The following is a 15,921-nucleotide window of genomic DNA, read 5'->3' on the forward strand; positions in this document are numbered from 1 at the left end:
TCATTCGTTTACAATTGAATGCAATTTAAATTATTTTTATCTGAATTACAAATCAATTAAAAAAAACTTCATCCAAGAAAGCCCGGATGAAGTGATAATAAAGATCAAATCTGGCGTAGCTTTTTTTGCCCTGTTGAAGATCCAAAATATAATCGGGAAAATTAATAACGTTAAAACCGTAGCTGTAATCAATCCACCAATGATGACAATGGCCAGCGGCTTTTGTGATTCGGAGCCGATACCTGTTGATAACGCAGCCGGCATTAACCCGATGGAAGCCATTAGTGCTGTCATAATTACAGGACGTGTTCTTGATTTTACGCCATTCAATATCGCATTATCCAGACTTAGTCCGTTTCTGACGTTCTGGTGAAATTCCGTGATGAGAATAACTCCGTTTTGAATACAGATTCCCAGAAGAGCAATCATCCCCACTCCTGCCGAGATCCCGAAATTAATTCCTGTCACATGGAGTGCGATAATTCCCCCGATCAATGCAAACGGTACATTGGCCAATACCAGCAAAGAATCTTTCATATTGCCGAAAAGGACAAACAACAGGAAGAAAATCCCCAGAATACTGATCGGAACTACCTGCGTAAGTCTTTTTGAAGCCCTCTGCTGATTTTCAAACTGCCCCGTCCAGCCCACTGTATATCCGTCAGGAAATTCAATTTTTGAAACTGCCTTTTGTGCATCGGCAATCGTACCTCCCAGGTCACGGTCACGAATGGAAAATTTTATCCCGATATACCTTTTAATATCATCCCTGTAAATGAACGCCGCGCCATTATCCTTTTCAATTGTACTTATTTCTTTTAAAGGAATTTTTGCTCCGTCCTGGGTAGGAACCATCAATGCTGCGATGTCGTTTTCATCTTTTCTGTACTCCTGGGCATAGCGGAGACGGATGGGGAATTTTCGTTCTCCGTCAAACATTTCTGAAGCCGTTTTACCTCCGAAAGCCATTTCAAGAACAGACTGCGCATCATCCGGCATTACTCCGTAGGCAGCCATTTTGTCCCTGTCAAGCACAACACTCACTTCCGGCTGACCAATATTTTTAATAATTCCTGCATCTTTTACACCTTTAATATTTTTAATCTGCTTTAAAACTTTTTCGGCTAAAACATCCAGTGTCTGAAGATTGTCTCCATAAATTTTAATGCCGTTTTCCGCTTTGAAACCCGCTACTGCTTCGGCAACGTTATCTGAGATCGGCTGGGAATAATTAAATGTAATCCCTTGATAATTCCTCAGTTTTTTATCAATCTCTTCGATCAGTTGCTCGTAAGTGATCTTTCGTTTCCAATCCTCTTTTGGCTGAAGATTTACGGCAAATTGTACAAATCCGAAACCATTAGGGTCTGTCCCGTCATTACTTCTTCCAGTCTGCGCGAGAACATCAGTAACCTCAGGAAAACTCATGATGTCTTTCTTCAGGAGATCGGCGGTTTTTAGAGATTCTTTTAAAGATGAACTCATCGGCATTTCTGCAGTGATCCATAATGAGCCTTCATTCAATTGAGGTAAAAACTCCGTTCCTAAGAATTTTCCTGAGAATAATGTAACCGCTAAAAATGAAACCGCAACAATTAGACTCATTTTTTTATGTTTAAAAGTATAATTAAAACCTCTCAGTACAATTCTGTCCCAGAAATTCACAAACGGATTATTCTTTTCCTTTACATTTTTATTCAATAAAATATGCGAAAGCACCGGTACCAGGGTCAAAGTAAAAATCAAAGCTCCCGTGAGGGCAAAACCTAAGGTGAATGCCAGTGGCGAAAACATTTTTCCCTCAACTTTCTGGAATGAAAAAATCGGAATTAAAGAAGTGATGATAATTAATTTCGAGAAGAAAATCGCTTTTCCAAGTCCTGTTCCCGTTTGTTTGATCCAGCCGGCTTTTGCCAATTTATTGAATTTTTCATTCCCATATTTATGGGCTCTGTGGTCGAGCATTACAAAAAGTCCTTCCACCATGACGACGGCTCCGTCGATAATAATTCCAAAATCGACCGCCCCGAGTGATAATAAATTGGCACTCATTCCTGCCAGTTTCAGACATAAAAAAGCAAACAATAAGGATAAAGGGATAATAATGGAAACTATTAAAGTCGTACGCCAGTCTGCCATGAAGATTAAAACGATAACCGTTACCAGGATAATTCCCTCGATAAGGTTGTGCATCACGGTATGCGTAGTAAAATCCATCAGATTGTCACGATCGTAGAATGTCACCATTTTAACGTCTTTTGGAAGGATTTTCTCGTTAAGCTCTTTAATTTTAGCCTTTACTCCTACTAAAACTTCACGCGGATTTTCCCCTTTTCTCATTACAACAATTCCTTCTACGGTATCTTCCTGATGATTCAGTCCGGCCTGCCCTACTCTGGGCATTGAGCTTTCATGAACATCTGCTACATTTTTAACCAAAACAGGATTTCCATGATCATTTTCTATCGTAATGTTTCCAATATCTGAAATGGATTTAACCAGACCGATTCCACGGACAACATACGCTTGTCCATTTTTTTCGATAACATCCCCTCCCACATTAAGATTACTTTTCGTAACAGCATCGTAAACCTGAAGCGGCGTCAGATTGTATTTATCCAAAGCTCTGGGATCAATGCTTAATTCAAAGACTTTATCCTGACCTCCGAAAACGTTGATATCAGCAACTCCCGGAACGCCTCGCAATGCACGATCGATCACCCAGTTTTGAAGGGTTAATAATTCACGGGAATCTTTTGTTTTACTCTGTAAGGTGTACCTGAAAATTTCTCCGGTCGGTCCGTAAGGCGGCTGAACTTCAGGATCTACATCATCCGGAAGGCTTACTGTTCTTAATTGATTATTTACCTGGTTTCTGGCAAAAGTATCGTCTACCCCATCATCAAAAAGAATTTTAACGATAGAAAGACCAAACATTGTAGTACTTCTCACACTGGTTTTCTTCTGAACCGGACTCATCGCCAGCTCAATGGGTGTCGTCACAAAACGTTCAACCTCTTCTGCACTTCTCCCATTCCATTGGGTAATGATAACGATCTGGGTGTTGGTAACATCCGGAAAAGCTTCAATCGGCATATTCTTGAAACTGATGAATCCCGCTACCGCCAGTACGGCAACCCAGATAAAAGTAAACGCTTTATTTTTTAATGAAAAAGCAATTATATTTTTAATAAATTTATTCATGATGGATTTTTTTTGACCTAAAAAAAGTCGTTGAATTTGTTTTTAACGCAAAGCTCGCAAAGATTTTTCATGACTATCTTCTGCATATTTTCGTTCGCAAAGGCGTTTCACTCAGCAAAGGCACTTAAAATTATTTTTAATCATTAAGAAAATATAAGCTGTTAAAAAATTATCAAGTAATTTATTAAGAAGTAACTCTTAATAAATATCTTAGATGCTATTCTTAATTAACCTTAACTTCTTAACTCTACATTTTTATAATTCTTAATGGTTCAAAAAAAATCAATTGTTCAGGGAGCGATAAATCAGCAATTGATTATTGGTAACTACCTGCTCTCCTTCCGACAAACCTTCTGAAACGTAGGTAACATCGCCCACCTGTTTTAATACCTTTATTTCTTTTACTTTTACATCAGCTCTTGATTTATATACTACCACAAAACTTCTGTTGTCGTCAAAAATTACAGCTTTTGAAGGAACGGTGAGTGCCTTGGTATTCTCCGAACTTGTCACTTTAATGGTCGCTTTGCTTTCCGGTATCAACAATCCGTTCTGATTGTCCAAGACTACTCTCGCCTGCATAGCATTGGTTTCGGGATCGATGATTTTAAAGATTTTATCAATTTTTCCGTCAAAAACTTTATCAGGATAAGATAATGTGGAAACCTGCGCTTTCATTCCAAGGCTGATCTTATCAATATCAGATTCATTAACGTTCATGATCGCCCAGACATTGGTGGTATTGGCCACATCAAAAATATTATCACTTCTGTCACTTCTCAGCTGCATATCTTTATTGATATTTTTCTGAACAATATATCCGCTGATAGGAGCGACAACACTGTATATATTTCCTTTTTTCACATTATACACGGTGCTTACCGCACTCGCTCTCTGCATTTGATCCTGAGCTTTCTGCAGTTCACTTTTTGCTTCCAACACATCTCTTTCGGTATTCAGCTTTCCTTCATACATTTCCTTTGCTACACGAAGATTATTCTGAGCTACTACCAAATCGGTCTTGGCGTCGCTTACATCTTTCTGAACTTCCGCAAGCTCCGTACTTCTGATGGTTGCCAGCACCTGCCCTTTCGTCACGTGATCTCCCAGCTCTACATTTACACTTAAAACGTTTCCTCCTACCAATGGGTAAACATCGATGTAGCTGTTCTTATCTGCTGATATCTTTCCATAGAAACTGTAATCATCTTCTATATATTTTTTTTCAACTTTTGCGAGAGAAATAGACTGAAGCATGGTATTGCTAAGCTCAAAACCTTTTTTCTGAGTTTGTTGCGGTACTTCTTTCTTTGAGCAAGACGCAACAGCCAATGTTATAATTATGGGAATAATATATTTTTTCATGATTAATAGAAGATTTTCGTTTGTACCAGTTGATTTAGTTGTTCTGCCGACTGCATGATCCCGTTTTTCATATCATAGATCTGAAGCGCTGTTTCTCTGTAGCTGTCCATAAAATCCACAAATTCTATAAGGCTCACATTCCCTTTTCTGAAATTGCTCAGCATACCGTTGTAGACCGTTTCCATATTATTAATATCTTCGGATTTAATTCCTGAAAGCTGTTCATATTGAGTTTTCCACGTTTTATAGGCTGCCTGAACCCGGGTTTCCAGATTGAGCTTCTGAAAGTCTGCATTCTTCTGATTCTGCTGAATGGCAAAGCCTGCCTTCTCAACATTTCCTTTATTAGATTTCCATAATGGCAATGGAATCCCGACCATTAGGTTCACTTCATTTTTAAATGTCCCTCCATTCTGGTCCCATCCTGCACCGAGATTCAGATCGGGAACGTTTAAAGATTTTTGCCACTGGGCATACAGCTTACTGTTATCGATTAATTTTAGGTTATACTGATAATCAGCATTATTTTCGAGAGCTTTTTTCTGGAGTTCTGTTTCATCCCCGAAAGGTTGGGCGGCAAGAATATCTTTGGCTTCAGAATCGGAAAGTGTAGGTTCAAGATCATCGGTAATGCCTGTTAAAACCTTTAGATTCTGTTCAAATTCAAGAATGTTTTTATTGATTCCTATTTTATCATTATTAAGCTGGATGACTACGCTCTGAAGTCTCACCTCGTCTTTCAGGGAAACGTTCCCTTTGGCAGACTGCACTTTGTAAGCGGCTAAAAGGTCATTCATATATCCCAGCTGCCTGTCGGTGTTTTCAAGCTTGAGTTTTTCGTAATAAAGATTGTAATAGGTGGTGCGAAGCTGCGCCCGAAGGTCTACCAGCAATTGAGAAAACTGGAGCTGAGCGAGTTCTTTACTGGATTTTGCAAAAGCAATTTCGTTTTTCTTTTTACCACCCATATAAATAAGCTGGGTGATCTGTGCACCTTTTGCATGACCTACATCAAAAACTTTATGATCTTGTGGATTGTACGCATTTATCTGTCCGCTTAGTTGTGGTAACTCCCAGATTTTAGCCTGCAAAATATCTGCATCAGCCATATTAATATTATACTGTTCGGCGAGCAGTTCTAAGTTGTTCTTCTGGAAAGCTTCTTCGCAGTCCGAAAGTGATACTTGCTGCTGTGCCGTCATGAGAGAAGATATGACGATCAGCAGCCCTGCAATTTTGTTCATCTTCTATTTTTTATGCTACAAAATTGTCATTTCACTATTAAAATGCTCTTAAATAATACTTAAAAAAAAATTAAATTTGATTATTGTTCATCTATAAATAAACACAACATGAGAAATTTAAGTATTGAACTTATGCGATTTTTTTTCCGATGTATTGGTTCCGATTATCTCATTCCGAGAAAGTTTCATCTTATATTGGTTTTACTCGTCTCACTCTGAGAAAGCTTCATCCTATTCTGGTTTCACTCGTCTCATCCTGAGAAAGTTCAAACAAGTAGTGATTGCTTCCGTCTCGCTCCGAGAAAGTTTTACCCTATAGTGTTTCGCCCGTCTCAAGATTTTCTGACAGGTATATAGAATTTTTAACGTAAATATGTAAGCTGAATTCAGTTTATTTATAAAAAATCACGCTGAACTTATTCAATAAATCCGCCGGAGCGGTATAAATAATTTTTGCGCCGTGATATTCCAGAATTCTTTTTACAATTCTTAATCCCAATCCTGAACCTGAAATATTCTGAGAGTTGTTCCCTCTCATAAAAGCCTCGAACAGTCTGGACTGCTCTTCCTTCGGAATGGTATTTCCGTGAGAGATAACGTCGACAATAAGTTGGTCTTCCGTCTCCGTAATCAGCACATCAGCTTCCATATCATCGGAATAAACAGCGGCATTTTTAAACAGGTTAATAAAAACAATATCCAGTAAAGACTGTACTCCTTTGATCGTTAATAAAGCATCTTCAGAAGTTTTTTCAGAGATCAGGAAATCCATTTTCATTTTCGGATAGCTTTTTTCTACGGCTTCAAAAGATTCGAAAATCACTTCATCAATTCTCACTTCTTCGTAGATACTCTGAATGTTTTCTTTATCAAACTTTGTTAAGAGCAAAAGTGAATTGGTAAGATCCGACAACTGATAAACATCTCTTTGTATCTGCTGTAGTGAGGATAATGTTTCCGGAGAGTTCTGCCCGAGTTTAATCAGGTTTTCAAGCTGGAAAGCCATTCTTGTAATCGGGGTACGGATTTCGTGGGAAGCACTGGCGGTGAAATCTTTCTGTGACTGGAAAACATCGTCCAGCCTTTTGATCATCGTGTTGAATGATCTTGCAAGAACATTGATCTCGTCATTGGAGTCTAGCACCGGAACTTCCGTTGTCAACTTATGGGCCGTAATTTCTGATATTTCCTTATTGAGATCTTCCAAAGGTTTTAAGAACTGTCCCATAAAATAATAGCTGAAAAAACCTATAATCAGCGTACTCATTACATATGCCGTGATCAGGAGATATTTCAGGTAAGCCAGTTTGGAATTTCCGTTGGTATCGTAAGCGCTGGTAAGGATGTAGTAATTTTCACCGTTAATGTTTTTAAGGGCTGCATAGATTTCCGGAACCGTTTTCTCAGAATAAATGACTTTCTTTTCATCCAATTCTTTCAGCAACGTATTGTCCCAGGTCACATTTCGGTCCTTGATCGTGCTGTAGATTAATTCTTTATTGGCATTGAAAATTAAAATAGTTTCATTTAAAAGAATATTATCAGAATTTTCATTAAAAAATACCGGAGCTTCTTCTTCAAAATCTTTTGACTTTGCAATAAAGTGAGTCGTAAAATCAAGTCGCTGACGGAATCTTTCTTTGAATTCATCTTTCCTGAAATCATTAAAAGACATATAAATTACCGCCATCACAATACCAAAAAGCAATGAAAAGGCGATACTGAGATTGAGGGCAATTTTTCTTTTTAAAGACATATTACAGCGGGCTTAGGTAATATCCGAAACCGGAACGTGTATGAATAAGCTTAATTCTAAAATCCTTATCTATTTTCTTTCTTAAAAAATTAATATATACTTCAACCGTGTTGGTATTCGTATTAAAATTATGCTCCCAGACGTGTTCTGTGATCTGCTGCTTTGAAACGGTTCTTCCCTGCGCTTCTGCCAGATAAACCAACAGCTGGAATTCTTTCAATGTAAGGGCAATTTCATTTCCTGCGCGAAAGACTTTCTGCTCGGTTTTGTTGATAATAAGATCATCGATTCTTATAATTTCCTGATCGCTGTTTTCTGAAGGAGCTTTTCTTCTCAGCAGAGAATTCATACGTAACAGCAATTCTTCAAACTGAAAAGGCTTTACCAGATAATCATCCGCCAGTCTCGTAAAGGCATCTTTTTTATCCGAAAGATCTCCGTATGCCGAAATAATAATGATCGGGGTATTCTTATCAAAAGAGCGAATGGTCTGGCAGACATCAAGTCCATTAATTTTAGGAACATTAATATCGAGAAGATACAGATCATAAGAATTGTTTTTTATCTGACGAAGAAAAGTTTCTCCGTCATAGATTTTATCACAGGTAAAGTTATTTGATTCTAAAAACTTACAAAGTTCCGCAGAAAGAATTAAATCATCTTCCAATAAAAGAATATTCATCAAAAATTATTTTATACGAATGTAAAGAAAATTTTTATGACACTGAAGAAAATGAAATGTGTTGGAAATACTTTTAATTGAATTTTAAGGTTAAGAGGACTGGAAGAGGGAGGCTGGGCGCTGGAAGTTTTTGGCCAATATTACAGCTTAAAACCTTTGAAGAGTTACGGATCAATATCATATTCAATTAGAAATGATCATCAATTTTATAATCTTATCAGTAAAATTTTAAATTTGAAAGCTAAAATATCCAAAGCTATCACTTGCTGAATATAAACTAAAGGTTTACGAATGAAGTTCAGCCCTTGCGAACGAAAGTATATACGATACTTAATAAGCTTATCTTTGCGTCGGTGGCGTTTAAAAGAAAGTTCTAGAAATAAAAAATCCCGAAAGAATCGGGATTACCATGGAGCCAACTACGGGACTTGAACCCGTGACCTCTTCCTTACCAAGGAAGCACTCTACCGCTGAGCTAAGTCGGCCTAAACAAAAAAATCACCCTAAAAAGCGTGATTTTATGTGAGCGGAAGACGGGGGTCGAACCCGCGACATTCAGCTTGGAAGGCTGACGCTCTACCAACTGAGCTACTTCCGCAATTTTGTTTCCAAAACTATTGGTAACGCTGTGCAAACTTAAGGAAAATCCTTTATTTCTGCAACTTTTTTTTATAATATAAAATGTGGGGAGAGCAGGATTCGAACCTACGAAGCCGAAGCAACTGAGTTACAGTCAGTCCCATTTAGCCACTCTGGAATCTCCCCAGATATTTTATATTAAATGAGCCTCCAGAGGGATTCGAACCCACGACCCCGAGATTACAAATCACGTGCTCTGGCCAACTGAGCTATGGAGGCATTTAATAAAACAGACTGAAATCTGCGAGAAACTCTACTCTACATCTTTTCAGTAGTTAAAAAAAAATCACCCTACAATAAGTGTGATATTTCTGAGCGGAAGACGGGGGTCGAACCCGCGACATTCAGCTTGGAAGGCTGACGCTCTACCAACTGAGCTACTTCCGCAATTTTGTTTCCAAAACTATTGGTAACGCTGTGCAAACTTAAGGAAAATCCTTTATTTCTGCAACTTTTTTTATAATATAAAATGTGGGGAGAGCAGGATTCGAACCTACGAAGCCGAAGCAACTGAGTTACAGTCAGTCCCATTTAGCCACTCTGGAATCTCCCCCCAGATATTTTATATTAAATGAGCCTCCAGAGGGATTCGAACCCACGACCCCGAGATTACAAATCACGTGCTCTGGCCAACTGAGCTATGGAGGCATTTAATGAAAAAGAATTCAAAAGATCACTGTTCCTTTTTGCGAGTGCAAATATAGAACGGATTTTTTGAATTCTCAAACTTTTTAATAATTATTTTTGACTTTTTTCACTAAGCCAATTCTTTTTTCTTGATTAGTAGCTTTTTAGCTGCATCAACGCATAAGTCTAAGCTTTCTTCAAAAGTTGCAGTTGTCTTTTTTACCACAATATCGTCGCCCGGAACCGCTAAAATAATCTCGGCGGTCTTATTGGATTTGTCCGAGGTATTTTCCACTTTTAAAAATACTTTGCAGTCTTGGATTTTATCATAAAAAGTATCCAGTTTGCTTACTTTTTTCTCAATGTGTGATTCTAGTGGTTCGTGTGGAGTTAAACCAATTGATTGTACTGTGATCTTCATAATTCGTCATTTTTTGCAGCTCTTGGATGAGCCTGATTAAAAACTTTTTTCAATTGTTCGATATTGGCATTCGTATAGACTTGAGTACTTGCAAGACTGGAATGTCCTAATATTTTTTTTACTTTAGAGATCTCTGCCCCATTATCCAGAACATGTGTAGCAAAGCTATGTCTAAGAATGTGAGGACTTCTTTTTTCCTTCGTTGTTATAAGACTAAGGTACTTATTAACCATCAAATACACAAATTTTTCGGTGAGTTTTTTACCCTTCTTATTGACAAAAAAAGTATGATTTATATTCTGTTTCAGGGTTGCGTATTTCTACGTAACTTTTTAATAATACGGAGAGATTATCGGAGATAGGAATTACTCTTTGTTTATTCCCCTTTCCTATTATTTTTATCTCATTTCCATTAAGATTTACATTTTCAAAAGTCATACCACAAAGCTCGGCTTTACGAATTCCTGTTTGATAAAGAACCTCTAAAACAGATTTTTCCAGAACATTATGAACCTGGGTAAAAACCTGATCACTCAGATTTTGCATTTCCTGTTCAGACATAGGAATTTGTTTTTCAGGATAAAATTTTAAAGATGAAATATTTTCGGCAGGCGAAACTTCAATTTCACCAATTCTTAAAAGAAAGAGATAAAAACTTTTTAATGATGATAATTTCCGGTTGATACTTCTTCTTGAAATATTATTTTCACTTAAATCCACGATAAAATTCCGGATAATCTTTTTATCAACTTTCAAAAGATCGACAGAAGACTCTGTTCTAAGATAAAAGTGGGAAAAATCTTCAAGATCTTTCCTGTAACTTGTAATTGTATGAGGCGAATATCTCTTTTCGAGCTGTATATATTCTAAGAATTTGTCCAACATCATTAAAGTATAAAAACAAAAAATTCACTCTTCAAATATAACTATTTAAAGAGTGAATTAGTATGCGAATTAAGAAAATTTCTTAAGCCTGCTCTTCTTTGCTAAGATTTCTTTGCTTATGAGCTGCTTTAAGTCTAGCTTGTCTTAAAGTCACAGAAGGCTTGATAAACTGTTGTCTAGATCTTAACTGACGAACTGTTCCTGTTTTATCAAATTTTCTCTTATATTTTTTTAATGCTCTGTCGATGGATTCACCATCTTTAACTGGAATTATTAACATATTTTACATCTCATTTTGGATTGCAAAAATAGGAATTTTTTATTTACCCGCAAAATTAATTATAATAAAAATACTTATCGTTAATTGTTAATCCTAATTGAGCTTTTATTTCTAAGGAATTAAGATTTGTTAGTCTTCTAAATTTCAAATGAATAACTGTTACCCTAGCCCCGATTGAAACGACATCCTTTTGGGTTGCGGGCGAAGCAAAGCGGAGCCCGTAACCCAAAAGATACAGTGGAAAGCGGGATAAAGCTTCTGATAAAAATAAAAGTATTATCTTTGTATTCACTTTATCAATGGGGTTGACTGGTTTCGACAGCAAGACCAATGGGTAAGTAAGCATGCAGAGAACCGTAGCGCGATCTCTATAATCCCTTGCTACAAAATTTTAACTGGCAACGAAGAGTTCGCTCTTGCAGCTTAATATCGAAGTATAGTAGATCAAGCGTTTTCCCGAAGATTTTAGTAAGGAAGCAAGATATTCCACAAATGCTCTGTTCTGCGGCGTTTGATCCTGGGATATAGGAATGCGGAAATAAGGCTTTAGAAGCTTCGGCTAAAGCTCGAAAACCTTAGAAGATAAGCTGAAAGTTGGGTGTCTGCTCTCTGCTTTCAGTCGAAAACCAATAGCAGAATAAGCATGTAGAAATCTTATGTATTGCTTGTTTGGACGAGGGTTCGAATCCCTCCAACTCCACTTTTTAAGCTAAAGAGAATATGTAAATTATTGAATTTTAAATAATTACATTTTCTCTTTTTTGTTTTTGTGCCCGAAAACGTTCCCAAGTATTCCTATTCTTAGAGAAACGGATACAAGATTATCTTGTTTATATACTTTATAAATATTAATTTATACATTCCACAAGTGATTTTAATTTACTTATGCTAATAAAAACTACTAACTAAAAGCTCATTCTATCAAACCTGTTTCTCTACCTATATCTTGCATGAATTTAGCTAAAGGTCTTTTGTGTATTTCACTCTCATTTATATAATTACCTAAAATAAATCTATTGATTAAATTATCATTAATTCTATGTTTACCAAATTCTTTTATTAAACTTTTCCGATATGATGAATTATATACTAAGCTTTTTAAAATAATTTCTTCGGCAACATCATACTGAGTTTTATATATATCATTAACTCGAAAAATATCTTTATAGGTGGAATCATTTACATTTTGAAATATAATATTCAAATGTTTGTTATTTCTCGTACTTAAAAATGTCGCTTTAGAACTTTTATCTAATTTAAATGCAAAATCACTTTTATTTAAATCATCTACATATAATTTAAATTCAACATTGGGATTATTATTTTTCACAAGATTACAAGATGAGCAAACAGGATATAAATTAAACATGGAAATACTTAAATGAGGATATTTATCTTTTGGATAAAAATGGTCTAACTGAAATTTAGCAACGTATTCAATTCTACTTCCTCTTCTATTAATAATTTTTTTATCAACAGTTACAGTAAGTTGAGAATTACAGTAAACACAAGCTTTAATCCCAATTTTTTGGAAGTATTCTGGGTAAAGCTTACTCCGCTTACCTTTATAGTCTAAGATTTGTAAAATTTCCTCTTTCAACAAAGTAGCTCTTTTCTTACCATTAAATCTTCTTCTACAAACAGGAATCTCACCTATTTCATTTTTCACTCTCTCTAAATCTGATAATGACATTGTAATAAGATTAGTAGTCTCGAACTCAGCAATTATCTTATTAAGATATGCAGTGTCCTTACTTTTTAAAATGCTATTATTTCTTTTAAATTCTTTTAAGTTATTTACAATTTCTAAACTTTGAGCATTTAATTCAACCAAAGAATCTGAAATGGCTACCTCAACAATCTTTTTATTAATTCCAATCATAATTCCGATTTTAAATTTATCAACCTGTCAATTTCCCTGTCAATTTCATTCTTATATTTTTTGAAATAAAGCTCCCTCAATGTGCTCTTCAATATAGGCTCTCCAACAATCTGAATAAATTTAAGAGAATTCTTATCATTCCAATACTCATCTTTTACTTCCTTCTCGTAAGGTTTATCTAAATAGCTAATAAGTGAAAGAATTTTATTTTTAGCAAATTCTCCCATAAATCCATTTGAAAGATAAAAGTCATCATCTAATAGGTCATGAATATTTGCTCCAAAAGTATTTTCTTTAAAATTTGGTTTAACTTTCCCTTCATCTAATTTTAAAGCACATTCTTTTGGAATATCAGAAAGGATAAAGGGCGAATGTGTACAAAAAATGATATTAAAACCTTTAATATTATTTATTTTTAGATTTTTAATTTTGTTGCGTAATTCAAATAAGAATATTCTTTGGAATTCTGGATGAAAATACAATTCTATTTCATCTAAGATTATATTAATATACTGATATTTAATTTTCTTAGCTTTTGACCCCCAAACAGAGTTGATATTTAAAATGTGATATAATATTGACTGAATAGAATGCAATAAATGTTGTTCACCAGAACTTAATATATCTAGATTTGATATAGCATCCGTATCATTTTTATTATTTGCTATCCAAATAATTGTATCATAGGAACCAATTGGTATTAATTCTTCATAAGAAAATTTATTTTCATAGAAAACATTTATACGTTCAATTAGTCTATCTATTTTTATTCTAAAAAAGAAATTACCTTTATCATCTTTACTCCACACTTCATATTTGTTTGCCTGTTCATTTTCATACAGAATATTAAATCTTATGATATTTAAGGTTTGCCTAAGCTTTAAAGTTATATGGCTTCTATCATCTTTCAATTTACTTAAAAAGGTGAAAAAATTGGTAAATATTACTTTATCATCTTTAATTAGAGTATCTCCATCATACTCCGAGTACACTTGAGAAATTTTGATAATTTTTCTAAAAAGATACTTTACCAAATATTCAAAATTAGGTCTAGGAGTTGTAAAAGGAACTATATTTCCGTATTCTTTTCCTCCATACAAACTATTGTAAACATCTGTGAAAAAGTTCACATTGTCTAGTCCTCGCTCCTTTTTAAAATTATCAAATAATAAATCTAAATTTTCATCAATTTTATCAACATATTTTTCAACATCTATTTGAAAAACAATAGTATCAATTTCTTTTTCGTAAAGAATTTCTTTATTCTTACTAAGAAGTATGTTCGTAAACAATCTTGTCTGTGCTAAATGAAGTTCACTATTTACGTCTATATTTCCTCCTCTTCTAAATGGATTTACAACAAGAGGAGTTTGATAACCGTCATTTTTATGAAACAGCTCTGTAGCCCAATTCCCTAATATCTTATCATTTAACCCATATAATGAATAGTTTATTGAAATTGAATAAAAAAAGACATCATTTAATATAAATCTTAAATTACTATCCAATTGTTCACTGTCTGGATAAATTGCAAATTCTGGATTATTCGGATACAGATTATTTTCAATAAACTTATCATTACTTCCTTTTACTATAAAATGATAGATATTAAAAGCTTCTAGTCTAACTCCATATATGCAATCATCAATCTGATAAAAAAATTCAACATTTAAATTATCATAAACAGATGTAATTTCTTGTGCTAATTTTATTAAATGTATATCTCTGTTTCCACTTTCTTCAAACAATTTTTGATAATAAGCATTATTCCTTAATATTTGTTTTCGAGATGCTATAACATAACAACTTGCATAAAATAGCTCTAGCAAAGTACTTTTTCCAGAACCGTTTTTACCAACTAATGCAGAAATATTAATACTCAATTCATCTGTGTTATATAAATCCTCTGGAATTGATTTTTCAAAAGTAACTTTAACAACATTTCTATCTCCAGTTTCAATTTGATTATCATCTACGTCAAGATAAGTATATTCATTATAAAACTTATAAATAGTACCCTTCTGTAAGTTTTTTAGAAACCTTTTGTCACATTTTTGCAATGGTCTAATCGATAATAGTTTAAATGTTTTCATATTGGTTATTTTTTTTATTTTGCAAAAGCTTGAAGCATTAAGCATAAACTTCTTATCTCAGGTTCGCCATATTTAATACCCTCGACAAGAACCTCTTTTATAATTTTAGGCGAAATTTTTTGATAAATATTTTCGCTGTGTAGAAATAAATCTCTACTTCCTATTTTCACTTTTTTGCTTTTCGTATTTGTATATTGTCTATCTGTACTTATGATAAATATTGATTCAATTCCTTTTAAAAATCCAAAAACAGAATAATCTCTCCGCTCGTTATCAATAAAAAATGAAATTAAAGAAAACATCCAAAGCAATGGAATAATATCACCTTCAAAACCGTGTCTGAATCCATTATTCATCAATATTTTGATATTATTCTCCACTTCCTTTGAGAGAACATTATAATCTTCCAACTCAAGTTCATTAATAATATGGTTAAAAATGATATTCATTAAATCTAATTTTAAAGAGTAAGGTGTATGCAGTAGTTCATTGAAAAGTACTCTAAAATCATCAATTTCAATTTTTGCATCTAAGGAAAATAACTCTCTAAAATTATCAACTATATTATTGCTAATCTCATCCTTTTCGTTGTGAATATTTTTCTTTAAATCAGCTATATATTTTTCTTTAGCTCCATTTTCTTTAAGCATTTCTTCTTTAATAATAAAAAGAGCCTCTCCGAAAATACCATATAAAGTATCTCTTCTAAAATACCAACCTGTTTTATCAAAAGCATTTAAAATTGTAACAAAATCAGTTTTCTCATCTCTACAAAATAATATCATAGAAGCAACTATAGCCGTCATTTTACCCATTTCTGCTTTTTTTCTTAATTCATCATTA

The 15,921-nt window shown here is 34.4% G+C and carries 12 protein-coding genes, 7 tRNA genes and 1 other RNA gene; 1 reads left to right on the plus strand and 19 read right to left on the minus strand.

Annotated elements, in window-relative coordinates:
- Positions 1-45: 45 nt before the first annotated feature.
- The 16 genes from AAHI02_RS10570 to rpsU all read right to left on the minus strand — a co-directional run bounded on the left by AAHI02_RS10570 (position 46) and on the right by rpsU (position 11,103).
- Positions 46-3,204 (minus strand): CusA/CzcA family heavy metal efflux RND transporter, encoded by a 3,159-nt coding sequence (locus AAHI02_RS10570; protein WP_346983221.1) that lies wholly within the window; start codon positions 3,202-3,204, stop codon positions 46-48.
- Between the two features lie 282 nt (positions 3,205-3,486).
- On the minus strand, positions 3,487-4,569 hold the full coding sequence (locus tag AAHI02_RS10575; RefSeq protein WP_346983222.1) for an efflux RND transporter periplasmic adaptor subunit: 1,083 nt from the start codon (positions 4,567-4,569) through the stop codon (positions 3,487-3,489).
- 2 nt (positions 4,570-4,571) lie between these two features.
- Positions 4,572-5,813 carry a TolC family protein gene (locus AAHI02_RS10580; RefSeq protein ID WP_346983223.1) on the minus strand — a complete coding sequence of 414 codons (1,242 nt, stop codon included), beginning with the start codon at positions 5,811-5,813 and terminating at the stop codon, positions 4,572-4,574.
- Positions 5,814-6,204: 391 nt separating this feature from the next.
- Positions 6,205-7,569 carry an ATP-binding protein gene (locus tag AAHI02_RS10585; RefSeq protein ID WP_346983224.1) on the minus strand — a complete coding sequence of 455 codons (1,365 nt, stop codon included), beginning with the start codon at positions 7,567-7,569 and terminating at the stop codon, positions 6,205-6,207.
- Position 7,570: 1 nt separating this feature from the next.
- Positions 7,571-8,251, minus strand: a complete 681-nt coding sequence (locus AAHI02_RS10590; RefSeq protein WP_346983225.1) for a response regulator transcription factor — start codon at positions 8,249-8,251, stop codon at positions 7,571-7,573.
- A gap of 410 nt (positions 8,252-8,661) precedes the next feature.
- Positions 8,662-8,736, minus strand: a tRNA-Thr gene (locus tag AAHI02_RS10595).
- A gap of 40 nt (positions 8,737-8,776) precedes the next feature.
- Positions 8,777-8,849: transfer RNA gene (locus tag AAHI02_RS10600), tRNA-Gly, on the minus strand.
- An 86-nt stretch (positions 8,850-8,935) separates the two neighbouring features.
- A tRNA-Tyr gene (locus tag AAHI02_RS10605) sits at positions 8,936-9,016 on the minus strand.
- Positions 9,017-9,035: 19 nt separating this feature from the next.
- Positions 9,036-9,109, minus strand: a tRNA-Thr gene (locus AAHI02_RS10610).
- Positions 9,110-9,204: 95 nt separating this feature from the next.
- Positions 9,205-9,277: transfer RNA gene (locus AAHI02_RS10615), tRNA-Gly, on the minus strand.
- Positions 9,278-9,362: 85 nt separating this feature from the next.
- Positions 9,363-9,443: transfer RNA gene (locus tag AAHI02_RS10620), tRNA-Tyr, on the minus strand.
- A gap of 21 nt (positions 9,444-9,464) precedes the next feature.
- Positions 9,465-9,538, minus strand: a tRNA-Thr gene (locus tag AAHI02_RS10625).
- Between the two features lie 109 nt (positions 9,539-9,647).
- On the minus strand, positions 9,648-9,938 hold the full coding sequence (locus AAHI02_RS10630) for an HPF/RaiA family ribosome-associated protein (RefSeq protein WP_042721328.1): 291 nt from the start codon (positions 9,936-9,938) through the stop codon (positions 9,648-9,650).
- Positions 9,935-10,246 (minus strand): tyrosine-type recombinase/integrase, encoded by a 312-nt coding sequence (locus AAHI02_RS10635; RefSeq protein WP_346986609.1) that lies wholly within the window; start codon positions 10,244-10,246, stop codon positions 9,935-9,937. The genes AAHI02_RS10630 and AAHI02_RS10635 overlap by 4 nt, the downstream gene beginning before the upstream one ends.
- The gene (locus tag AAHI02_RS10640) at positions 10,209-10,826 is read right to left on the minus strand and encodes a site-specific integrase (protein WP_346983226.1); all 618 of its coding nucleotides are present in this window, start codon (positions 10,824-10,826) and stop codon (positions 10,209-10,211) included. Before AAHI02_RS10640 ends, AAHI02_RS10635 begins: the two co-directional genes overlap by 38 nt.
- A gap of 79 nt (positions 10,827-10,905) precedes the next feature.
- Complete coding sequence (gene rpsU / locus AAHI02_RS10645; protein ID WP_047399333.1) at positions 10,906-11,103, minus strand: 30S ribosomal protein S21; 198 nt, start codon at positions 11,101-11,103, stop codon at positions 10,906-10,908.
- A 301-nt stretch (positions 11,104-11,404) separates the two neighbouring features.
- On the opposite strand from rpsU, the gene ssrA reads away from it, so the two are divergent.
- Positions 11,405-11,806: a transfer-messenger RNA gene (gene ssrA, locus AAHI02_RS10650) on the plus strand.
- Between the two features lie 210 nt (positions 11,807-12,016).
- Here the strand turns inward: ssrA and AAHI02_RS10655 are convergent.
- From AAHI02_RS10655 to AAHI02_RS10665, 3 genes are read right to left on the minus strand one after another with little or no spacing between them, the layout of a single operon-like run.
- Entirely contained in the window at positions 12,017-12,985 is a 969-nt protein-coding gene (locus tag AAHI02_RS10655; protein WP_346983227.1) for a hypothetical protein, read from the minus strand.
- Positions 12,982-15,078, minus strand: a complete 2,097-nt coding sequence (locus tag AAHI02_RS10660; RefSeq protein WP_346983228.1) for a hypothetical protein — start codon at positions 15,076-15,078, stop codon at positions 12,982-12,984. Before AAHI02_RS10660 ends, AAHI02_RS10655 begins: the two co-directional genes overlap by 4 nt.
- 14 nt (positions 15,079-15,092) lie before the next feature.
- The gene (locus tag AAHI02_RS10665; protein ID WP_346983229.1) at positions 15,093-15,893 is read right to left on the minus strand and encodes a hypothetical protein; all 801 of its coding nucleotides are present in this window, start codon (positions 15,891-15,893) and stop codon (positions 15,093-15,095) included.
- Positions 15,894-15,921: the final 28 nt, after the last annotated feature.

The organism is Chryseobacterium sp. POE27 (genome assembly GCF_039727685.1).
Classification (GTDB): domain Bacteria; phylum Bacteroidota; class Bacteroidia; order Flavobacteriales; family Weeksellaceae; genus Chryseobacterium.

Excerpts from the sequence above, each read along its gene's own strand:
- AAHI02_RS10655 (WP_346983227.1), bottom strand. The coding sequence starts at position 12,985 with ATGATTGGAATTAATAAAAAGATTGTTGAGGTAGCCATTTCAGATTCT.
- AAHI02_RS10660 (WP_346983228.1), bottom strand. The coding sequence starts at position 15,078 with ATGAAAACATTTAAACTATTATCGATTAGACCATTGCAAAAATGTGAC.
- AAHI02_RS10630 (WP_042721328.1), bottom strand. The coding sequence starts at position 9,938 with ATGAAGATCACAGTACAATCAATTGGTTTAACTCCACACGAACCACTA.
- AAHI02_RS10585 (WP_346983224.1), bottom strand. The coding sequence starts at position 7,569 with ATGTCTTTAAAAAGAAAAATTGCCCTCAATCTCAGTATCGCCTTTTCA.
- AAHI02_RS10665 (WP_346983229.1), bottom strand. The coding sequence starts at position 15,893 with ATGGGTAAAATGACGGCTATAGTTGCTTCTATGATATTATTTTGTAGA.
- AAHI02_RS10570 (WP_346983221.1), bottom strand. The coding sequence starts at position 3,204 with ATGAATAAATTTATTAAAAATATAATTGCTTTTTCATTAAAAAATAAA.
- rpsU (WP_047399333.1), bottom strand. The coding sequence starts at position 11,103 with ATGTTAATAATTCCAGTTAAAGATGGTGAATCCATCGACAGAGCATTA.
- AAHI02_RS10590 (WP_346983225.1), bottom strand. The coding sequence starts at position 8,251 with ATGAATATTCTTTTATTGGAAGATGATTTAATTCTTTCTGCGGAACTT.
- AAHI02_RS10575 (WP_346983222.1), bottom strand. The coding sequence starts at position 4,569 with ATGAAAAAATATATTATTCCCATAATTATAACATTGGCTGTTGCGTCT.
- AAHI02_RS10580 (WP_346983223.1), bottom strand. The coding sequence starts at position 5,813 with ATGAACAAAATTGCAGGGCTGCTGATCGTCATATCTTCTCTCATGACG.
- AAHI02_RS10640 (WP_346983226.1), bottom strand. The coding sequence starts at position 10,826 with ATGATGTTGGACAAATTCTTAGAATATATACAGCTCGAAAAGAGATAT.